Source organism: Shewanella sp. S23-S33 (assembly GCF_043359565.1).
Taxonomy (GTDB): domain Bacteria; phylum Pseudomonadota; class Gammaproteobacteria; order Enterobacterales; family Shewanellaceae; genus Shewanella; species Shewanella oncorhynchi.
Genome location: NZ_JBHFFD010000075.1, coordinates 15,487 through 33,839, shown reverse-complemented (window position 1 = coordinate 33,839; position 18,353 = coordinate 15,487). Strand labels below are relative to the sequence as shown.

The 18,353-nt window shown below is 45.6% G+C and carries 13 protein-coding genes; 5 read left to right on the top strand and 8 right to left on the bottom strand.

What is annotated here, in order from left to right; translation table 11 throughout:
• The first annotated feature begins 237 nt into the window (after positions 1–237).
• Complete coding sequence (locus ACHA99_RS21280) at positions 238–1,278, top strand: HDOD domain-containing protein (protein WP_393944831.1); 1,041 nt, start codon at positions 238–240, stop codon at positions 1,276–1,278.
• 102 nt (positions 1,279–1,380) lie between these two features.
• Here ACHA99_RS21280 and glyS read toward each other — a convergent pair whose 3' ends face one another.
• Positions 1,381–3,450, bottom strand: a complete 2,070-nt coding sequence (gene glyS, locus ACHA99_RS21275) for a glycine--tRNA ligase subunit beta (RefSeq protein ID WP_393944829.1) — start codon at positions 3,448–3,450, stop codon at positions 1,381–1,383.
• 10 nt (positions 3,451–3,460) lie between these two features.
• On the bottom strand, positions 3,461–4,366 hold the full coding sequence (glyQ, locus tag ACHA99_RS21270; RefSeq protein WP_006084781.1) for a glycine--tRNA ligase subunit alpha: 906 nt from the start codon (positions 4,364–4,366) through the stop codon (positions 3,461–3,463).
• A gap of 117 nt (positions 4,367–4,483) precedes the next feature.
• Here glyQ and ACHA99_RS21265 point away from each other — a divergent pair, with 117 nt between their 5' ends.
• Positions 4,484–5,080 carry a DNA-3-methyladenine glycosylase I gene (locus ACHA99_RS21265; RefSeq protein WP_393944827.1) on the top strand — a complete coding sequence of 199 codons (597 nt, stop codon included), beginning with the start codon at positions 4,484–4,486 and terminating at the stop codon, positions 5,078–5,080.
• A gap of 187 nt (positions 5,081–5,267) precedes the next feature.
• On the opposite strand, the gene ACHA99_RS21260 is transcribed toward ACHA99_RS21265, so the two are convergent.
• The 6 genes from ACHA99_RS21260 to fadB form a co-directional block, all read right to left on the bottom strand.
• Positions 5,268–8,456, bottom strand: coding sequence for an amidohydrolase family protein (locus ACHA99_RS21260; RefSeq protein ID WP_393944825.1), 3,189 nt, complete (start codon positions 8,454–8,456; stop codon positions 5,268–5,270).
• 243 nt (positions 8,457–8,699) lie between these two features.
• Positions 8,700–9,146: an MOSC domain-containing protein gene (locus ACHA99_RS21255; RefSeq protein ID WP_113941403.1), complete on the bottom strand. Its 447-nt coding sequence runs from the start codon at positions 9,144–9,146 to the stop codon at positions 8,700–8,702.
• Positions 9,147–9,194: 48 nt separating this feature from the next.
• Positions 9,195–9,440, bottom strand: a complete 246-nt coding sequence (gene tusA / locus ACHA99_RS21250; RefSeq protein ID WP_338258956.1) for a sulfurtransferase TusA — start codon at positions 9,438–9,440, stop codon at positions 9,195–9,197.
• Positions 9,441–9,615: 175 nt separating this feature from the next.
• Entirely contained in the window at positions 9,616–10,782 is a 1,167-nt protein-coding gene (locus ACHA99_RS21245; RefSeq protein ID WP_105250818.1) for a diguanylate cyclase domain-containing protein, read from the bottom strand.
• Between the two features lie 243 nt (positions 10,783–11,025).
• Positions 11,026–12,189: an acetyl-CoA C-acyltransferase FadA gene (fadA, locus tag ACHA99_RS21240; protein ID WP_393944821.1), complete on the bottom strand. Its 1,164-nt coding sequence runs from the start codon at positions 12,187–12,189 to the stop codon at positions 11,026–11,028.
• Positions 12,190–12,211: 22 nt separating this feature from the next.
• Positions 12,212–14,362 (bottom strand): fatty acid oxidation complex subunit alpha FadB, encoded by a 2,151-nt coding sequence (gene fadB, locus ACHA99_RS21235; RefSeq protein ID WP_393944819.1) that lies wholly within the window; start codon positions 14,360–14,362, stop codon positions 12,212–12,214.
• A gap of 490 nt (positions 14,363–14,852) precedes the next feature.
• Here fadB and pepQ point away from each other — a divergent pair, with 490 nt between their 5' ends.
• The 3 genes from pepQ (at position 14,853) to ACHA99_RS21220 (ending at position 18,352) form a co-directional block, all read left to right on the top strand.
• Positions 14,853–16,175, top strand: a complete 1,323-nt coding sequence (gene pepQ / locus ACHA99_RS21230) for a Xaa-Pro dipeptidase (protein ID WP_393944817.1) — start codon at positions 14,853–14,855, stop codon at positions 16,173–16,175.
• Positions 16,176–16,202: 27 nt separating this feature from the next.
• On the top strand, positions 16,203–16,817 hold the full coding sequence (locus tag ACHA99_RS21225) for a YigZ family protein (RefSeq protein ID WP_105250820.1): 615 nt from the start codon (positions 16,203–16,205) through the stop codon (positions 16,815–16,817).
• Between the two features lie 77 nt (positions 16,818–16,894).
• Entirely contained in the window at positions 16,895–18,352 is a 1,458-nt protein-coding gene (locus ACHA99_RS21220; protein WP_105250821.1) for a TrkH family potassium uptake protein, read from the top strand.
• The last annotated feature ends 1 nt before the right edge of the window (position 18,353 follow it).

Here is an 18,353-nt window from a genome sequence, read left to right as displayed (position 1 = left end):
AATGATGCTGGAATGTAAGTTTTTTGAGGTTTCAACTTGTAACCAAGATTGTCTTTGTAAAAGCAGTAATGGTGGGATAGAAGAAGTCCGAAATGAATTGAATATGTTACACTTAAGCTAAGTATTAGCCTCTCTACAATGCCTTAATACATGGCTTGAGCTGATCAAAATGGATTTATGATGGGCAATATTTAACTGACTTTTTAACAATTATTTATAATGACAGGTTGATGCTTCTTGATTAAATCACTTTTTAATAAACTCTTTAATATTCGCGATACGGCGACCGTTGAGAGACCCAAAAGTTTTTCAACGACGGACTTAGGTAAGTCGCTTGAACCTGCGCGAAAGCCTGCTAAACCTCTCGAAGACATTAGCGTGGTATCTGTCGATTTATCTGCACTCTTTTATAGTTTGTTATTTCCGACACGGGTTAAGGACACTGGCGGTGTAGCGAATAATCTTGAACGTAGAGTCATGGCGGAGATAGAGCAGGCCTTAGCATCGCCACAAGTCATCGCCGAAAAAGTGTTAAAGCTGCCGTCAAAGGTATTGGAGTTAGATCGTAAACTGGCCGACCCTCAGTTTGATATTAAGGATCTATTAGCGCTTATTGAGCGAGACCCTTTACTGAGTATTGAGGTGCTTAAGCTGTGTAATTCTCCCGCGTTTAAACGTAGCGATAGGGATATCACCAGTTTACAGCAGGCTTTGGTACAGCTTGGGCGCGAACAGTTGAGAAAATTTGTCACCACTTGTTTAGTGCGTGAAATGTTGGATATCAAACCAATCTATTTTCGTCGTTTTGGGGCTGAAATTTGGCGCCATTCGATGCAGGTTGCTTTTCTTGCCAGTGAGTTAAGCGATGAAGATCAAGATACGGCTTTTTTATTGGGCCTATTACACGATGTCGGCAAGTTGGCCATTTTTAAAATGCTACTCGATGCGTTTGTACAGGCAGAGCCGGGAGAACAGCCTAATTCTGGATTATTTAGACAAGTGATGACGACGAAATCGTTAACCTTGAGTTCATTGCTTGCTAAGCATTGGCAGTTACCCAATACCTTTGAAACAGAATTAGACAAGCTTGCCAGTGTGAACTCGCGCCCGCAAGCGGGGCTCGCCTCAGTGGTATGGCGGGCGAATGTGATTAGCGAGATTTCTATGCTGCATCAAGCAGGGCAATTATCCCCTGAGATACTGGCGAATTTACTGCAGCAAGTTAACTTAGATCAAACTCAATTTGATAGCTTACATCAAAAACTGCTGCAGTTCTGATTGGGCAATTTAATACGTTTGGTATAAGAAATCAGGACAATAAAAAACGCGCTATTGAGCGCGTTTTTTTATAAAGCGATAATTTAAAAAACCTTAGTATCGTTATTGCAGTAGTGATATATCCGCTACGTGCAGGAACTGCTCGCGTAGATTATTCAACAATGCTAAACGATTGTTTTTCAAAGCTTCATCATCCGCCATAACCATTACATCTTCGAAGAACTGATCCACGCTTTCACGTAGGGCAGCTAACAAGGTTAAGGCTTGTTGGTAATCGGCATTGGCAAACAAAGGCGCCAATTGCGGTTGCAGCTCGTTCAATTTGGCCGCCAATGCTTGCTCTGCGGCTTCGGTCAACAAACTCGCATTGATCGTTGTCGGTAAAGCGCCTTCAACCTTAGCCAGAATGTTAGATACACGTTTGTTCGCTGCTGCAAGTGCGCCAGAAGCTTCTAGGCTTCTAAAGTGTGATACCGCATTGATACGACTATCAAAATCAGCTGGGCGTGTTGGGCGACGTGCTAGCACGGCTAAGATCACATCAACACCAATACCTTTATCTTGATACCAAGCGCGGAAGCGAGCCATTAAGAACTCTAACACTTCGTCGCTTGCATTGGCGTTGCTTAAGTTAGTACCGTGGAGCTCCTGAGCTTTAGCAATCAGCGTTACTAAGTCCAGTGGCAGTTTGTTCTCAACGATAATACGCAGCACACCGATGGCGGCACGGCGTAGGGCAAAGGGATCGGCTGCGCCTTTTGGTGCTTGGCCAATACCAAAGATACCGACTAAAGTATCGAGCTTGTCTGCTAATGCGACTGCGCAAGATACACCAGCACTAGGCACTGTATCGCCAGAGAACTTAGGCTTGTATTGCTCTTCCATTGCAACCGCAACGGCTTCGGTTTCACCATCGAGGCGGGCGTAGTGCATGCCCATAGTGCCTTGAGTGTCGGTAAACTCCATCACCATATTGGTCATCAAATCGGTTTTAGATAACAAACCTGCACGAGCTGCATCAACCGCATTCGCGCCAGTTTGCTCGGCAATAAAGGCGGCTAGGGCAGAAATACGATTCACTTTGTCTTTTAAGGTACCGAGCTGCTGTTGGAACAGGACGGTTTCAAGACTCGGTAAACGCGATTCCAGCGTGTGTTTTTTATCGGTATTAAAAAAGAACTCGGCGTCGGCAAGACGTGGGCGAACGACTTTCTCGTTACCAGAGATAATTTGCGCGGGATCTTTAGATTCGATATTGGCCACAAAGATAAAGTTTGGCAGTAACTTGCCTGCATCATCAAAGACTGGGAAGTATTTTTGGTCGCCTTTCATGGTATAGACCAAAGCTTCAGACGGTACACTTAAGAATTTTTCTTCGAAGCTAGCGGTCAATACCACAGGCCATTCAACCAAAGAGGTGACCTCTTCAAGCAGGCTATCTTCGATATCCGCTGTGCCACCAATCTTAGCCGCGGCTTTTTCGGCATCGGCTTTGATTAACGCTTTACGACTTTCGTAATCGGCGATGACTTTGCCTTTTTCTTTTAGGTCGGCAAGGTAGTGATCAGCATGGGCTAATTCAAACTGCTTTAGGCCCATAAAACGGTGACCGCGAACAGTGCGCGCCGATTTAATACCCAGCAATTCACCTTCAATCAACTCACTGCCTAACAAGATAGTGGCAGTATGAACGGGGCGAATAAATTGGGTTTTATTATTACCCCAACGCATTGGCTTAGGAATGGGCAATTTATCGAGGGCACGTTGCGCCATAGCGGCGATCAAACTTTTGGTTTCGACGCCTTCAACTTTGGCGTTATGGACTAACCATTCGCCTTTATCTGTGACTAAACGTTCGGCTTGCTCAACGGTAATGCCATTACCACGTGCCCAACCTTCAGCGGCTTTAGTCGGTTTGCCTTCAGCATCGAATGCTGAACTCACGGCGGGGCCACGTTTCTCAACCACTTTGTCAGCTTGCGCAAGGGCAAGTTCAGTGACGTTAATTGCCAGACGACGTGGCGCTGCGTACCAAACGGCTGAGCTGAACGCTAAATCGGCTTTGGTGAGTTCTTCAGTAAAGTTAGCTAAAAAGGATTCAGCCAGTTTACGCAGTGACTTAGGGGGTAATTCTTCCGTACCTAACTCTATGAGTAAGTTTTCAAAATTCATGTTTTTACCTCTACTTACACATTGGGAAGCCAAGCGCTTCGCGTGCCTGATAATAAGATTCAGCGACCGCTTTCGCCATAGTACGAACACGTAAGATGTAGCGTTGGCGCTCTGTAACTGAAATGGCATGGCGGGCATCGAGCAGGTTGAAGGCGTGTGAGGCTTTCATCACTTGCTCGTAGGCGGGCAGAGGTAAAGGTTTTTCTAGCGACAATAAATGCTGACACATTTTTTCGCACTGATCGAACAGGGTGAACATAAAGTCCACATCGGCGTGCTCGAAGTTATAGGTCGATTGCTCGACTTCGTTTTGATGGAACACATCGCCATAGGTGATTAGGCCTAGTGGACCATCGGTCCATACGAGATCATAAACACTATCTACGCCTTGGATATACATGGCCAGACGCTCTAGGCCATAGGTGATTTCACCTGTGACTGGGCTGCATTCGATGCCGCCGACCTGTTGGAAGTAAGTAAACTGAGTCACTTCCATGCCATTAAGCCAGACTTCCCAGCCTAAGCCCCAAGCACCTAGTGTTGGTGATTCCCAGTTATCTTCTACAAAGCGGATATCGTGGATTTGAGTATCAATACCCAGTGCTTGTAGTGAGCCTAAATACAGCTCTTGAATATTGTCAGGTGAAGGCTTCAACACGACTTGGAATTGGTAGTAGTGCTGCAGGCGGTTAGGATTTTCACCGTAACGACCATCCGTAGGGCGGCGCGATGGCTGCACATAGGCACTGCTCATAGGTTCAGGCCCTAAAGAACGTAGGAAAGTTTGTGGGTGGAATGTACCAGCGCCGACTTCCATATCTAGAGGTTGAACAATTGCACAGCCTTGCTGTGCCCAATATTCCTGCAGGGTGAGAATGAAACCCTGAAATGTTTTTACGTCGTGTTTTGTCGTCATGTCTACTTGTCTACTGCCGTCAGCCTGAATAGAAAATGGGTTCGATTATACCTTGTAGATATCTGCTTATGTAGGTTATTTTTTACCTTCTTAATTAAAACAATAAGGTTATATACCATGGAAGAGATCCGCTGTGGCTGGGTAAGTGATGATCCCTTGTATCGTGAGTATCACGACAAAGTGTGGGGGCGACCTGTTTATGATCCAAAGGAGCTGTTTGCTAAGTTGTGTTTAGATGGTCAACAGGCCGGATTATCTTGGATAACTATCCTGAAGAAGCAACAAAACTATGAACAGGCCTTTGCTAATTTTGAACCTGAGATTATTGCTACTTTCGATGAGGCGAAAGTAGAGGAGCTCATGTTGAATCCCGGTATAGTGCGCAATCGCTTGAAGGTGAACTCTATCATCAAGAATGCTAAAGGTTATTTAGCCTATACTGCCGACGGGAAGGATTTCTCTGCATTTTTATGGAGCTTTGTGGGCGGAAAACCCATAGTTAATCAGATTACGGCAATTTCGCAGGTTCCTGCACAAACACCAGAATCTGAAGCCATGTCAAAAGCGTTAAAGAAGCTTGGATTTAATTTTGTCGGCCCAACCATTTGTTATGCCTTTATGCAGGCGGTGGGTATGGTGAACGATCATCTTGTCGAGTGTATTTCCTATCAGGCCTGTGTCGATTCTTGTGCCGGACTGCATAACCACGAGTAACATTAATCGCAGAGCTTGCCCGATATTGAAGTAGGGTTGGGGCTTGTGGTATTAGAAGCCTAGAGATAAAAAAGCATGTTCCACGTGGAACATGCTTTTTGTTATTCGCAGGAGTTAGTCATCCCTCTTATAAAGTCTAAATGGCCTTATAGAAAAGCGACAATTTCATTTTTCCTTGAGGTCGAACTTAGATTTTCTCAAAGAAAAACGGCTTACGCTGTGCTTTATCCCCATTAAGTTCATTCATAGTCTCTGCATCAAATAACTTACCATTGACCATAGTATGAGTGACTCTGTCGGTGACTCGAATGTCGGCTAATGGATCACCATCAATAACGATCAAGTCTGCGAGCTTACCTTCTTTGATAGAACCGAGTTGCTGCTCCATGCCAAAGGTCGTCGCTGGATTAATGGTGGCCGTTTTCAACACTTCCATATTGCTCATGCCGCCTTGGGCAAACATCCACATTTCCCAATGTGCCGCTAAACCTTCACGCTGACCGTGGGCGCCAATATTTGGGTGAACCCCTAACTTATTGAGCTCGTTAGCAACCTTAGCAACATTGAAATGATTGTAGTGGCTCTCTGGAGCATGGGGGCGTCGCATTGATCTTGCTTGCAAAATATCGGCTGGCACATACATGGATAGGCGTGGATGGGCCCACACATCGGTTTTATCATACCAGTAGTTTTCACCAGAAATACCACCATAGGCGACCACTAAGGTTGGCGTGTAACCAACTTGAGTCTGACTCCAAAACTGTTTGATATCGTTATAGATTGAACCAACGGGGAGTGAGTGCTCAATCGTAGTATGTCCATCGGCGACCATGCTTAAATTATGTTGCAGCAAGCTGCCACCTTCAGGGACAACCATCATTTCAAGTTCACGTGCTGCAGCTATGACTTGCTGTCTCTGATTGCGGCGCGGTTGGTTATAGCTTTTTACGCTAAAGGCTCCGACTTTTTTCAGGCGTTCAAGATGGAATTTGGCATCATCCAGTGAGTCTATGTGCGATGTGTAGCCAGGCGCATTTGCGCCATAGAGTATGGTGCCGGTGGAGAATATTCGTGGGCCAACAATATTGCCTGCTTTTTGTTGCTCAGATGCGGCAAAGATTTCTGTGGTGTCATTCGAGGGATCGTGAATCGTGGTGACACCCAAGGATAAGCCTGAATACAGCGCCCAGTTCTGTTGTGGCACGATTTCATCATCCGCTTGCGGTCCATGGGCATGGGCATCGAATAGTCCTGGCATAATGGATTTGCCTTTGATGTCGATGATCTGCGCATCCTTGGGAATCGTAATATTGGCATTGCCTACGGCGACAATATGATTGTCTTTGACTATGACCACACCATTATCAATCACCTGGTCATTTTCCATCGTAATCACTTTACCGCCGACGAAGGCGATTGTTCCACGTGGAACGTCGGCCTTTTCGGTAAAGCCTAAATCGATAATGCTTGGTTGTGCCTTTCCATCTTTGTCGCGATATTGAGTGTCAACCTTGGCTTGGTACAGCTCGGGGCCAAGAGTCCAATATAGTTGGTCGCTTTTACTGTTCCAACTGATACTTTCGCCCGCACGTGCACTCAATTGGCTTACAGGTAGATTGCTGGCATTGGGGCCAATCTCAACTGTCTCGCCGTGTTTTGCAAAAGGTGTTACCCAAACTTTAAAGCGTTCAGCAAAGGCGAGTTGCTCACCATCGGGTGAAACCCTAAATTCAGTTGCATGTTTGCTGCTGTAATGAACCCGTTTATCGAAGCCGTCTAAATTGATCGATGATAATTGTGGCGTTTCATCTTCGCTGCTATTCATAAAAAAGACGCGATCGGCATTGGCACCGAATTGAGCTTGATAGCCATCGGCACTGATCTTGCTATTTTGTTTACCTTTTATATCGACTTTATATAGCCCAGGTTCCTGCGACCAAGTTCTTGGTGTGAGGTTACCGTCTTGAGTTTTACGATACACTACGAGTTCACCATTGGGTGAAAAGGTGGGTTCGACATACTTTCCTGGCTCAGATGTTAGCTGCTTAGGTTTGCCACCTTTGGCGCTAATCATTTGCACTGTGCCTTGGTCTTGGTCATTCCAAGTGGTGAAAACAATATTTTTACCATCGCGCGACCATTGGGGATAAAGTTCTGCAATATTTTTGTCTAGATCAGTTAAGCGCGACATTCTGCCATCGGGTAAGGATTTTAACCAAATTTTCCCCAGTGCTTCGAAGGCGACTTTGCTACCATCCGGTGAGACTTGCGCCATACGTAGCATTTTTACATCGAAAACGTCTTTATCGATATCTTGCTTAAAGCGCACCGAGGGTTGTATGGCTAACTCAGTTTTTACACTAAAGGGGATATCTGTGAGTGTTTTATTGGCAACATTCAGACGATTAATTTTTCCCTTAGCCCAGAAGAAAATATCCTTGTTATCTTGTGTCCATGCCATTGTTGGATAGACGCCATGAATGGCCCAAGTCTCTTGCATATCACGGTCAAGTTCGCCAAACAGTTTAGTCGTCTCTCCCGACTTAAGGTCGAGTAGGTAGAGTGATGACTGAAAATCATCGCGCTTAATATAGGCGAGCTTAGTGCCGTCTGGGCTCGGCGTTGGCCGAATTGCACCACCCGTGCCTTCGATTAATACTTCAATCTCACCAGTTTGAGTATCGTAGCGTTTTATTTTGTAGATACCGTTGACCGAATCCTTTGAGTAATGGAATGTTTTACCCGGCGTGTCATCCTGACTAAAGTAGATATAGCGACCATCGGGTGAATACGCGGGTTCACCTAAATCTTTCTCATCATTAGGACGTTCGGTCAATTTAACGCCTTCACCACCCGCAACGTGGTATAGCCACACTTCGCCCGCACCCAAACTACGACTGGCGGTAAAGTGCTTACGGGCAACCAGATACTGGGAGTCTGGGCTCCACGCTGGACTGTTTAGCAGCCTGAAGGTTTCTTGGGTGACGGTTCTTGGGTTTTTACCATCGGCATCCATAATCCAAATGTTATCACCACCATCGCCATCGGACGTAAAAGCAATGTGCTTGCCATCAGGGCTATAGACGGGCTGCATCTGCCAAGCTATGCCTTGGACTAATGGCTTAGCTTCACCGCCTGTTACTGGAATTTGGTAGATGTCACCGAGTAAGTCGAAGACGATATGCTTACCATCTGGACTGACACTTAAGTTCATCCAAGTGCCTTCATTAACATCAACTTTGACTTGCACTAAGGGAGCATTCGCTGGAGCGTTAACATTCCAAGTCGATTCTTTCGTTTCTGTGGCGTTAACTGCGAGGGTATTCATCCCAAGAGTGAGGGCAATATAAAGCGGGGTAAGTTTAGAGTTCAACATGTCACTTCCTGTTATCGTTCTTATGGGCTACATGAGCGGTATTAATCACAAGATAAAGTTTTGTTAATACTTGGTGTAGTTATCGCATAAATAGATAGGAAGGAAAACGTAAATACTGTTTCAATTGATGTTCGAGTTAGAAAGCTGATTTTTATATTAGGATTGGGACAACAGAAATAGAACCAAGTTATTTGGTTCTATTTATAGAGGAATATGGATAACTAGCTGAGATAGGTGATTGGATTAGCGAGGAAAGAAAATTGCTATCTCATCACCTAGGTGGATCATGGCATCATTTAATACCCTGCATGTTACACCTCCTCGCCAATCTGGGGTGAGTGCGGCTTCTAAACCAACATGTGCAATTTCCATTTTTTTACAGGGATCGGTCTCACCTGTAATTTCAAGTAGTAACTCACCAATTTGTAAATGTTTACCAACATCTGCACTGCTAAATACCAGACCATCAACGAGCAGATTTGCTCTGCGAGTCGTCCAAGGCAATTCTGCCTCGATAGCACGACAGGCTTGTTGCCATTGTAGTTTGGAAAGCACAGTGACTTGGCGTTTGCCAGGACGACCAAATACATCTTTCTCTACACCATTTAACTGGGTGACATTGGCACAGAGAACCTCATTCATTGGGCCGCGCTTTACAGTTTTATATGCAATTGCCAGCAGTTTTGGCATAGTTCCTCACATCCTTTTTTAATGATTAAGTCGCTAAAACGATACGACTTAAAGTCCTTTTTTGATCAAATATTGGTATGGCGTCTGAGCCGTTTCGCTGGCGATAAGGGTGTGATCCATAAACTCACAGAAGCTTGGAATATCGCGTGTCGTTGCAGGGTCATCGGCAATGATCAGCAGTGTCTCGCCTACAGCCATTTGTCTTACCGTTTTACGCACCATCATTACAGGTTCTGGGCAACGTAAGCCTAGTGCATCGAGCCTATGCTGTGCGGTTGAGAAAGCGTCGTTCATATTACCTCTACTGAACGGTTAAGCAGAATTAGCTAATGTTACTCCAGCCCCCATGATAAACCAAGTTGGTGGTCTCAATTTGTGATGTGGTTTGATTGGTGTGCTTTTTGTCGTTACCAAAGCTAGAGATAAAATGTTCCACGTGGAACAAACTTATGGCTTATGATAATTAACATTACTCAACGGCTTTATCAGCAGCGCTTTGAGATTGAGAGATTGGATGGATGACAGCTGTGCTATTCTCTGGTGCTAAATCATTTGCTGCCGCCATAGTTTGTTGCTGCAATTTGGACGCCCGTTTGTAGCTATACATTTTTTGATCGGCTTTATGAATTAAGCTATTGGCTTCTTCATATTCATAGGGGCCAGTATCTGTAATGCCAAAGCTTAAGGAAATATTGTTTAGACTGAGTTTTATTTTTTGATTAAACCGAGTGATGAAATTCTCTCGAGCTTGTTCCTCACGACAGTTAGGCATGATGATACAGAACTCATCTCCACCATATCGAAAACAATGATCTTCAGCACGAGTGGTTTCTTTAATCGCTTTTGCGACAGCACAAAGTACTTCATCACCTGATCTATGGCCTTGAGTGTCATTAAATAATTTAAAATCATCTACATCTAAGTAGATGACACATACGGGCTCGGCGCGTCTTTGGGCAGCTCTGAGTATGCGAGTTGCTGTTTCTTGCAAGTGCCTTACATTGAGTAAACCTGTTAAGGGATCGGTCTGCGAGAGTTCTTCTAACTGCTGGGTGCGCTCTTTGACTTTGCTTTCCATGCTTTGGGCATATTTCTCGGCCTTATCTTTAGCGTTCTCAATCTCGGAGACTAAACTGCGAATATAAGTATCGAATACTAGTGTGACATCAAACAGCACGAGTTTATCAATTGCGGCTCGAATACGTTCGGCTTGACGTACATCTTGTACTGAGCCGTTGATCACTGCATAGATCAATTCCTTCAGTGTGTGTACCGCAGACAGGTAAAGTTTGGGCTCAACACCAATGCGTTTATGGACTAAACCAATCCGTAGGCGATTGTTTACGTACTCAAGATCATAAACACCATTAAATAAATCAAGTACATATCTTCTCTGTGCGGTACGCAGGCGGGCAAGGGTGTCTGAGTCTCCAATCAAGAGCGCAATTTCTGACACACTGGTTTGTAAGCCGTAAAAGTCATCGACAATTTTATCGATGTTTTCTTCGATGATAGGCTTAAAGGATTGTAGGGCCTTTACATCGCCCCCAGTAAAAGAGAAGAGCGCCTTACGAGACTCGATCTCCAACTCAGTGATCCGCATTTGTTCGAAAAGGGTCTGTTCCGTTTGTAGCATCAGGCATTCCTCTGGTAAAACAACGAATTGCATCCTTGCACTACACTGCCTAGATTTGGCTGATGATTGCTTGCCTGTTGTCGTCCACAATAGCCAGTAATGCCCTTGTAGTTAAGTCGATAACGGACTGATTTTCAAATGAACAGCAGAAGAAATGAGAAATATTAATATTTACGATGGCAGAAGATTTGGCATAAAAAAACCGGAACAAGTTCCGGCTTTGATAATTATTCGATTAACGAATTAAACGCGTTCGAACACGGTTGCGATACCTTGGCCTAAACCAATACACATGGTCGCTAACCCTAAGGTCGCGTCTTTGTCTTCCATCAAGTTGATCAGCGTCGTAGAGATACGAGCGCCTGAACAACCCAGTGGGTGACCTAGTGCAATTGCGCCGCCGTTGAGGTTGATTTTGTCATCAACCACATCTGCTAAACCTAAATCTTTCACACAAGGTAAAGACTGAGCTGCAAACGCTTCGTTAAGTTCAATCACATCTAAATCGGCAACTGTGATACCAGCACGAGCCAGTGCTTTTTGTGTGGCTGGCACTGGGCCGTAACCCATGATAGCCGCGTCACAACCTGCAACCGCCATAGAGCGAATGCGTGCACGAATTGGTAAGCCAAGTGCGCGCGCTTTAGATTCTTCCATGATCAACATGGCTGAAGCGCCATCAGACAGTGCTGAAGAAGTACCAGCAGTTACAGTACCGTTGACTGGATCAAATATGGGACGCAGTGCAGCCAGAGATTCCATTGTGGTTTCTGGGCGGATCACTTCGTCTTGCAGTACTTTAATTAAGGCACCGTTAGCATCGTGACCTTCAATGCCATAGATTTCCTTGGCAAAACGGCCTTCAATCGTCGCAGCATAAGCACGTTGATGAGAACGTACTGCAAAAGCATCTTGCTGTTCACGGGTAATACCGTGCAGTTTACCCAGCATTTCAGCAGTTAACCCCATCATGCCAGAGGCTTTTGCCACGTTATTAGCAAGACCTGGGTGGAAGTCGACACCATGGCTCATAGGCACATGGCCCATGTGTTCTACGCCACCAATAATAAAGGTGTCGCCCATGCCAGTCATAATCGCACGCGCCGCTTGATGGATAGCATCCATTGACGAACCACATAGGCGGTTAACCGTCACAGCGCCAGCGGTCTTTGGAATGCCGGCTAATAGTGAAGCATTACGGGCGATGTTGAAGCCTTGCTCTAGGGTTTGTTGCACACAACCCCAAATCACGTCTTCAATCAAGTTTGGGTCGAGTTGCGGATTACGCAGCAACAGACCTTTCATCAATTCGGCAGACAGAGTTTCTGCACGCACATTACGAAATACGCCAGCCTTTGAGCGGCCCATCGGAGTACGGATGCAGTCTACGATAACAGCTTGTTTCATGATTAAATTCCTTTCCCGCTAATTAGACTTGGTAGTAGCTACCGTTATTGGCTGCTAATGTGCGCATCGCATCTGTGACTTGATACAGACCACCCAAGTGAGCATATTTGTCTGCTAAGGCCACAAAATTTGCGACACCCATGGTATCCAAGTAACGGAACACGCCGCCTCTGAATGGCGGGAAACCTAAGCCATAAACTAGGCCCATATCCGCTTCGGCAGGCGATGCGACAATACCTTCTTCTAAACAGCGCACGGTTTCGATGATCATAGGGATCATAGTACGGGCAATAATGTCATCGGCTTCGAAGGCTTTTAACTCGCCAAAGGCATCTTTCAATAGGCCGTAGCTCGTTGGATCGACATCTTTCTTCGGTTTGCCACGGCTATCGACTGAATAGACATAGAAACCTTTGCCATTTTTCTGGCCAAGGCGCTTGTTCTCAAACATCACATCAATCGCATCAGTGCCTGATTTACCCATTCGATCAGGGAAACCTTCAGCCATAACGGCTTGGGCGTGATGACCTGTGTCTAAACCCACTACGTCGAGCAGGTAAGCAGGGCCCATTGGCCAACCGAATTGTTTTTCCATTACCTTGTCGATTGCAGCAAAGTCGCCACCTTCGGCAAGTAAGCCGTTAAAGCCTGCAAAGTAAGGGAAGAGTACGCGGTTAACGAAGAAACCCGGGCAATCGTTTACCACGATTGGGGTTTTGCCCATTTTGCTGGCGTAAGCCACAACAGAGGCGATGGTTTCTTCAGAACTGTGCTCACCACGGATAACTTCTACCAACGGCATTTTGTGCACTGGGTTGAAGAAATGCATACCGCAGAAACGCTCAGGTTTCTTCATGCTCTTAGCGAGCAAGTTGATTGAAATCGTTGAGGTGTTTGACGCGATAATCGCATCTTCACTCACATAACCTTCAACTTCGGCTAAAACCTGTGCTTTAATTTTTGGATGTTCAACAACGGCTTCAACGACGACATCACTGTGTTTGAGCGCAGCATAATCTAATGAAGGCGTGATGTTGTTCAGCACTTTGGCCATTTTTTCTGGCGTTGAACGGCCACGAGCAACTTGGGCAGACAGCAGTTTGGCGGCTTCATTGAGGCCTAAATCTAATGCTGGCTGGGCAATGTCTTTCATGACAATCGGTGTGCCTTTGCTGGCGCTTTGGTAGGCGATACCGCCGCCCATAATGCCAGCACCTAATACGGCAGCGTTTTTCACTTCTTTGGCTAACTTACCCGCTTTTTTCGCTTTGCCTTTAACGAATTGATCATTAAGGAAGATACCGATAAGCGCTTTAGCTACGTCAGTTTTAGCCAGTTTGATAAAGGCTTGATGCTCGATTTGGAGTGCTTCGGTGCGGCCTTTAGTCGATGCTTGCTCAATCACGCTTACTGCGGCCATTGGTGCAGGGTAGTGTTTACCCGCAACAGCAAACACCATGCCTTTAGCTGTGGTGAATGACATCATAGCTTCGAGTTTTGGCAGTGTTAGTGCAGACAGCTTGCGGTTACGACGCGCTTGCCAATCCAACTTTTCAGCAACAGCATCTTTGAGCATTTGAATCGCAGCCGCTTCTAATGCTTCTGGCGCAACCACAGCATCCACAGCACCGACTTTCAGTGCATCTTCAGCGCGTTGGTCGTTACCTGTGGTGATCCATTCAAGTGCGTTATCTGCACCAATCACACGTGGCAGACGAACTGTGCCGCCAAAGCCTGGGATGATGCCGAGTTTAGTTTCAGGTAAACCGATTTTGGCTGTGGTATCTGCGATACGAAAATCCGTTGCCAGAATGGTTTCACAGCCGCCACCTAAGGCAAAGCCTTTGATTGCAGATGCGGTTGGGAAAGGTAAGTCTTCGAGTTTGTTGAAGACAGCGTTGGCTTGTTCAACCCAAGAGAGCAGTACGGCATCATCTTGTGCAAATAGGCCTAAAAATTCGGTAATGTCGGCACCCACAATAAAGGTATCTTTACTTGAGGTCAGCACTAACGCTTTGATATTGGAATTTTGCTTGATGCTGTCTAATGCGGCATCGAGCGAAGCGAGGGTTTCTCTGTCGAATTTGTTCACCGAACCGGGTGCGTTAAAGCACAGCTTGGCAATATTATCCTCGAGTAACTCAACTTGAATTGTAGGACTTTGGTAGATCATTGCTTGCTTCCTTTTGGCTTAAAAGTGATACCCACCATTATGTGTTGGTGCTAGTACGACTCTCTATCTCACAGCAGCTTCGGCCATCATTTGACCAGTTGTGTGCCAGTGTGCTTCGAAATTCGATAAATTACAACACCCAATTTAAACGACTGTTTAATTTCTTGTCGGCTAGAGTGATTTTTCACCTTTGTGATACACTGCACAGAGTGTAGAACACCTAGAATGCGTTAAATCACTTTGCGGATAAATAGGTCTTTGTGGCTGTTTTCCTTAGACGTTTAAACGCTGTAGCCATGCTAGGGTTGAATAGAATTATTAAAAATAATCATGATGTTATCGCTTTAATGTTCTTTGTTTAGCAGCCATGTATTTTAGATTGAGTGACAGTTTAACGTTTTGATTGAATCTGTTGTTCATGATCAGATTAAGATTATGTGGGCAAATTTGGCTCATAATATTAACTTTTATTCATTGCAGGAGATGACAAATGGATCAGTTGGCTCATCACTATCGTGCCCATATTGCCGAGTTAAACCGCCGAGTCGCAGAGATTTTGTCTCGAGAAGCCTTGTCTGGTTTAGTGATCCATTCGGGTCAGCCGCATCGGATGTTTTTGGATGATATCAATTATCCCTTTAAAGCAAACCCGCACTTCAAGGCATGGTTGCCAGTGTTGGATAATCCGAATTGCTGGTTAGTCGTCAATGGTCGCGATAAGCCGCAGCTGATTTTTTATCGTCCTGTGGATTTTTGGCACAAAGTATCCGATGTGCCGGATATATTCTGGACCGAGCATTTTGATATTAAGCTGTTAACTAAGGCCGATAAGGTCGCTGAGCTGTTACCTAAAGACACAGTTAATTGGGCTTATTTGGGTGAGCATTTAGATGTAGCCGAAGTGCTGGGTTTTACCAGTCGCAATCCCGATGCTGTGATGAGCTATTTGCATTACCATAGAACCACTAAAACTGAATATGAGCTGGAATGTATGCGCCGCGCCAACCAAATTGCGGTGCAGGGACATTTGGCGGCTAAAAATGCGTTTTATAACGGTGCGAGTGAGTTCGAGATCCAACAGCATTATTTATCTGCCGTGGGCCAGAGCGAAAATGAAGTGCCCTACGGCAATATTATCGCTCTTAATCAAAATGCGGCGATTTTGCATTACACCGCGCTCGAGCATCAAAGCCCTGCGAAACGTTTGTCTTTTCTTATCGATGCGGGCGCGAGCTACTTTGGTTATGCGTCTGATATCACTAGAACCTATGCATTCGAGAAGAATCGTTTCGATGAGTTGATCGCTGCGATGAATAAGGCACAGCTTGAGCTTATCGACATGATGCGCCCCGGCGTGCGTTATCCTGATTTACACTTAGCGACTCACGCTAAAGTCGCGCAAATGCTATTGGATTTTGATTTAGCCATGGGGGATGCCCAAGGTTTGGTTGATCAAGGCATAACCAGTGCTTTCTTCCCCCATGGTTTAGGCCACATGTTAGGTTTACAAGTGCATGATGTGGGTGGCTTCTCCCACGATGAGCGCGGTACACATATCGCGGCCCCCGAGCCCCATCCATTCCTACGTTGCACCCGCATTTTAGCGCCAAACCAAGTGCTGACTATGGAACCTGGGTTATACATCATAGATACTTTGCTCAATGAGCTTAAACAAGATAGTCGTGGCCTGCAGATCAACTGGCAAACGGTTGATGAATTAAGGCCTTTTGGCGGTATTCGTATCGAAGATAACGTCATAGTGCATCAAGACAGAAACGAGAATATGACCCGTGAGCTCGGCTTAGCCGATTGATGTTTGAAAATAGATTAGGGCGAATTCGTGCTCGAAAGTTATAACGTTCCCTGTGATGAAATCGTCATTGAAGAAGAGATAAAGCATAGTCGCTTTATCTCTTTTCTCTTTCATTGCGATAGCGTCGATAAATTAAAGTTAGTACTTACTGACATAAAGCGTGACTATCCCGGCGCAAGTCACTATTGCTCAGCTTTTGTTGCGGGCGCACCGGATGATAGCGTCTTGATTGGTTCGAGTGATGACGGTGAGCCCGCTGGCAGTGCTGGTCGCCCTATGTTAGCTGTGTTGCAAGGGGCACATATTGGCGAAGTTGGCGCTGTTGTCGTGCGTTACTATGGCGGTACTAAGCTAGGCGTAGGTGGACTCGTTCGGGCTTATACGTCGGGCTTAAGGCAAGGCTTGATTCAATTACCGACGCGACTCAAACAGTTACGGTATCCTGCCAAGTTGCATTGTGATTATGCGCAGCTGCGCGATGTCGAGCATCTATTACAGCAAGTGGATGCCGTGATCATCGATAAGCAATTTGCCGCAGCGGTCGATATTGTGTTTGAGATAGGGCGAGAGCAACAGGCATGGCTTTGTGAGTCGCTGGCGACACTGAGTCAAGGAAGTTTGAGGCCCGAGTTTGAGCTGTGATGCCTGCGTAAATTATGCCAAAATAGCCCAAATGCTGAAAATACCTTTACAGCCAATGGAATAATTGAACTCGCGTAATGCAATATAAAACCATAATTAGAATCATAGGCCTGCTGATTGGTTTATTTTCAATCACTATGCTGCCACCAGCACTGATCGCTGTTTGGTATAACGATGGCGGCGGCACGGCGTTTATGCAGGCATTTTTTGTTAGCCTATTTATTGGTTTTTGGCTCTGGTATCCGAACCGCCACTGCAAAGAAGAATTGCGTACGCGAGAGGGCTTCCTGATTGTCGTGCTGTTCTGGACTGTACTGGGTTCTATTGGTGCCTTGCCGTTTATCTTTTCGAGTCAGCCAGACTTAAGCTGGACAGACAGCTTCTTTGAATCTTTTTCTGCGTTAACCACCACCGGAGCCACTGTCATTGTCGGGCTCGATTTCCTACCTAAGGCCATTTTGTTTTACCGCCATATGCTGCAATGGCTTGGCGGCATGGGGATTATTGTGCTCGCAGTGGCTATTTTACCTGTGCTCGGTGTGGGAGGAATGCAGCTTTATCGCGCAGAAATTCCGGGGCCAGTGAAAGACAGTAAGATGACCCCGCGGATAGCCGAAACTGCTAAAGCACTATGGTATATCTATTTACTGCTAACGATTTCCTGTGCGACGGCTTATTGGTGGGCGGGCATGAGTATTTTTGACGCCATTTGTCATTCATTTTCGACCATAGCCATCGGAGGTTTTTCGACCCACGATGCCAGCATGGGCTATTTCGATAGTCCTACTATTAATCTTATTTGTGTGTTCTTTTTAATTGTTTCTGCGGTTAACTTTAGCGTGCATTTTGCGGCATTTTCACGACGTGGGATTAACGTTAGAGTCTATTTTAAAGATGCTGAATTTAAGATGCTGGTGGCGATTCAACTTATTCTCACCGCGATTTGTTTCTTCACGCTTTATCGTTCTGGTATTTATGATTCGCCAGAAGAAACCTTAGATCATGCTTTATTTCAGGCAGTTTCAGTTGCCACTACGGCTGGATTTGGCACTGATAGCTTCCATCTGTGGCCATTATTTTTACCCATACTATTAATGTTTTCGAGTTTTATCGGTGGCTGTGGTGGCTCAACTGCGGGTGGGATTAAGGTCATTCGAGTAATTTTACTGCTGTTACAGGGTTCCCGTGAATTGAAACGACTCGTTCACCCTAAGGCAATGTTTTCGATTAGGATTGGCTCTAAAGCCTTACCCGACCGCGTGGTTGATGCTGTTTGGGGATTCTTTTCTGCCTATGCGCTGGTGTTTGTGATTTGTATGCTTGCACTCATGGCGATGGGATTAGATGATATTACGGCTTTTAGTGCCACGGCGGCATGCTTAAACAACCTAGGCCCAGGTTTAGGTGAGGTAGCGAGCAATTATGCCAGTATTGGTGATGGAGCCAAGTGGGTATTGGTCGTGGCTATGCTGTTTGGTCGCCTCGAAGTATTTACCTTACTGATTTTGTTTACGCCAACTTTTTGGAAGAATTAAT

Excerpts from the sequence above, each read along its gene's own strand:
- ACHA99_RS21245 (WP_105250818.1), bottom strand. The coding sequence starts at position 10,782 with ATGCTACAAACGGAACAGACCCTTTTCGAACAAATGCGGATCACTGAG.
- ACHA99_RS21260 (WP_393944825.1), bottom strand. The coding sequence starts at position 8,456 with ATGTTGAACTCTAAACTTACCCCGCTTTATATTGCCCTCACTCTTGGG.
- ACHA99_RS21265 (WP_393944827.1), top strand. The coding sequence starts at position 4,484 with ATGGAAGAGATCCGCTGTGGCTGGGTAAGTGATGATCCCTTGTATCGT.
- glyS (WP_393944829.1), bottom strand. The coding sequence starts at position 3,450 with ATGAATTTTGAAAACTTACTCATAGAGTTAGGTACGGAAGAATTACCC.
- ACHA99_RS21255 (WP_113941403.1), bottom strand. The coding sequence starts at position 9,146 with ATGCCAAAACTGCTGGCAATTGCATATAAAACTGTAAAGCGCGGCCCA.
- fadB (WP_393944819.1), bottom strand. The coding sequence starts at position 14,362 with ATGATCTACCAAAGTCCTACAATTCAAGTTGAGTTACTCGAGGATAAT.
- glyQ (WP_006084781.1), bottom strand. The coding sequence starts at position 4,366 with ATGACGACAAAACACGACGTAAAAACATTTCAGGGTTTCATTCTCACC.
- tusA (WP_338258956.1), bottom strand. The coding sequence starts at position 9,440 with ATGAACGACGCTTTCTCAACCGCACAGCATAGGCTCGATGCACTAGGC.
- pepQ (WP_393944817.1), top strand. The coding sequence starts at position 14,853 with ATGGATCAGTTGGCTCATCACTATCGTGCCCATATTGCCGAGTTAAAC.
- ACHA99_RS21220 (WP_105250821.1), top strand. The coding sequence starts at position 16,895 with ATGCAATATAAAACCATAATTAGAATCATAGGCCTGCTGATTGGTTTA.
- fadA (WP_393944821.1), bottom strand. The coding sequence starts at position 12,189 with ATGAAACAAGCTGTTATCGTAGACTGCATCCGTACTCCGATGGGCCGC.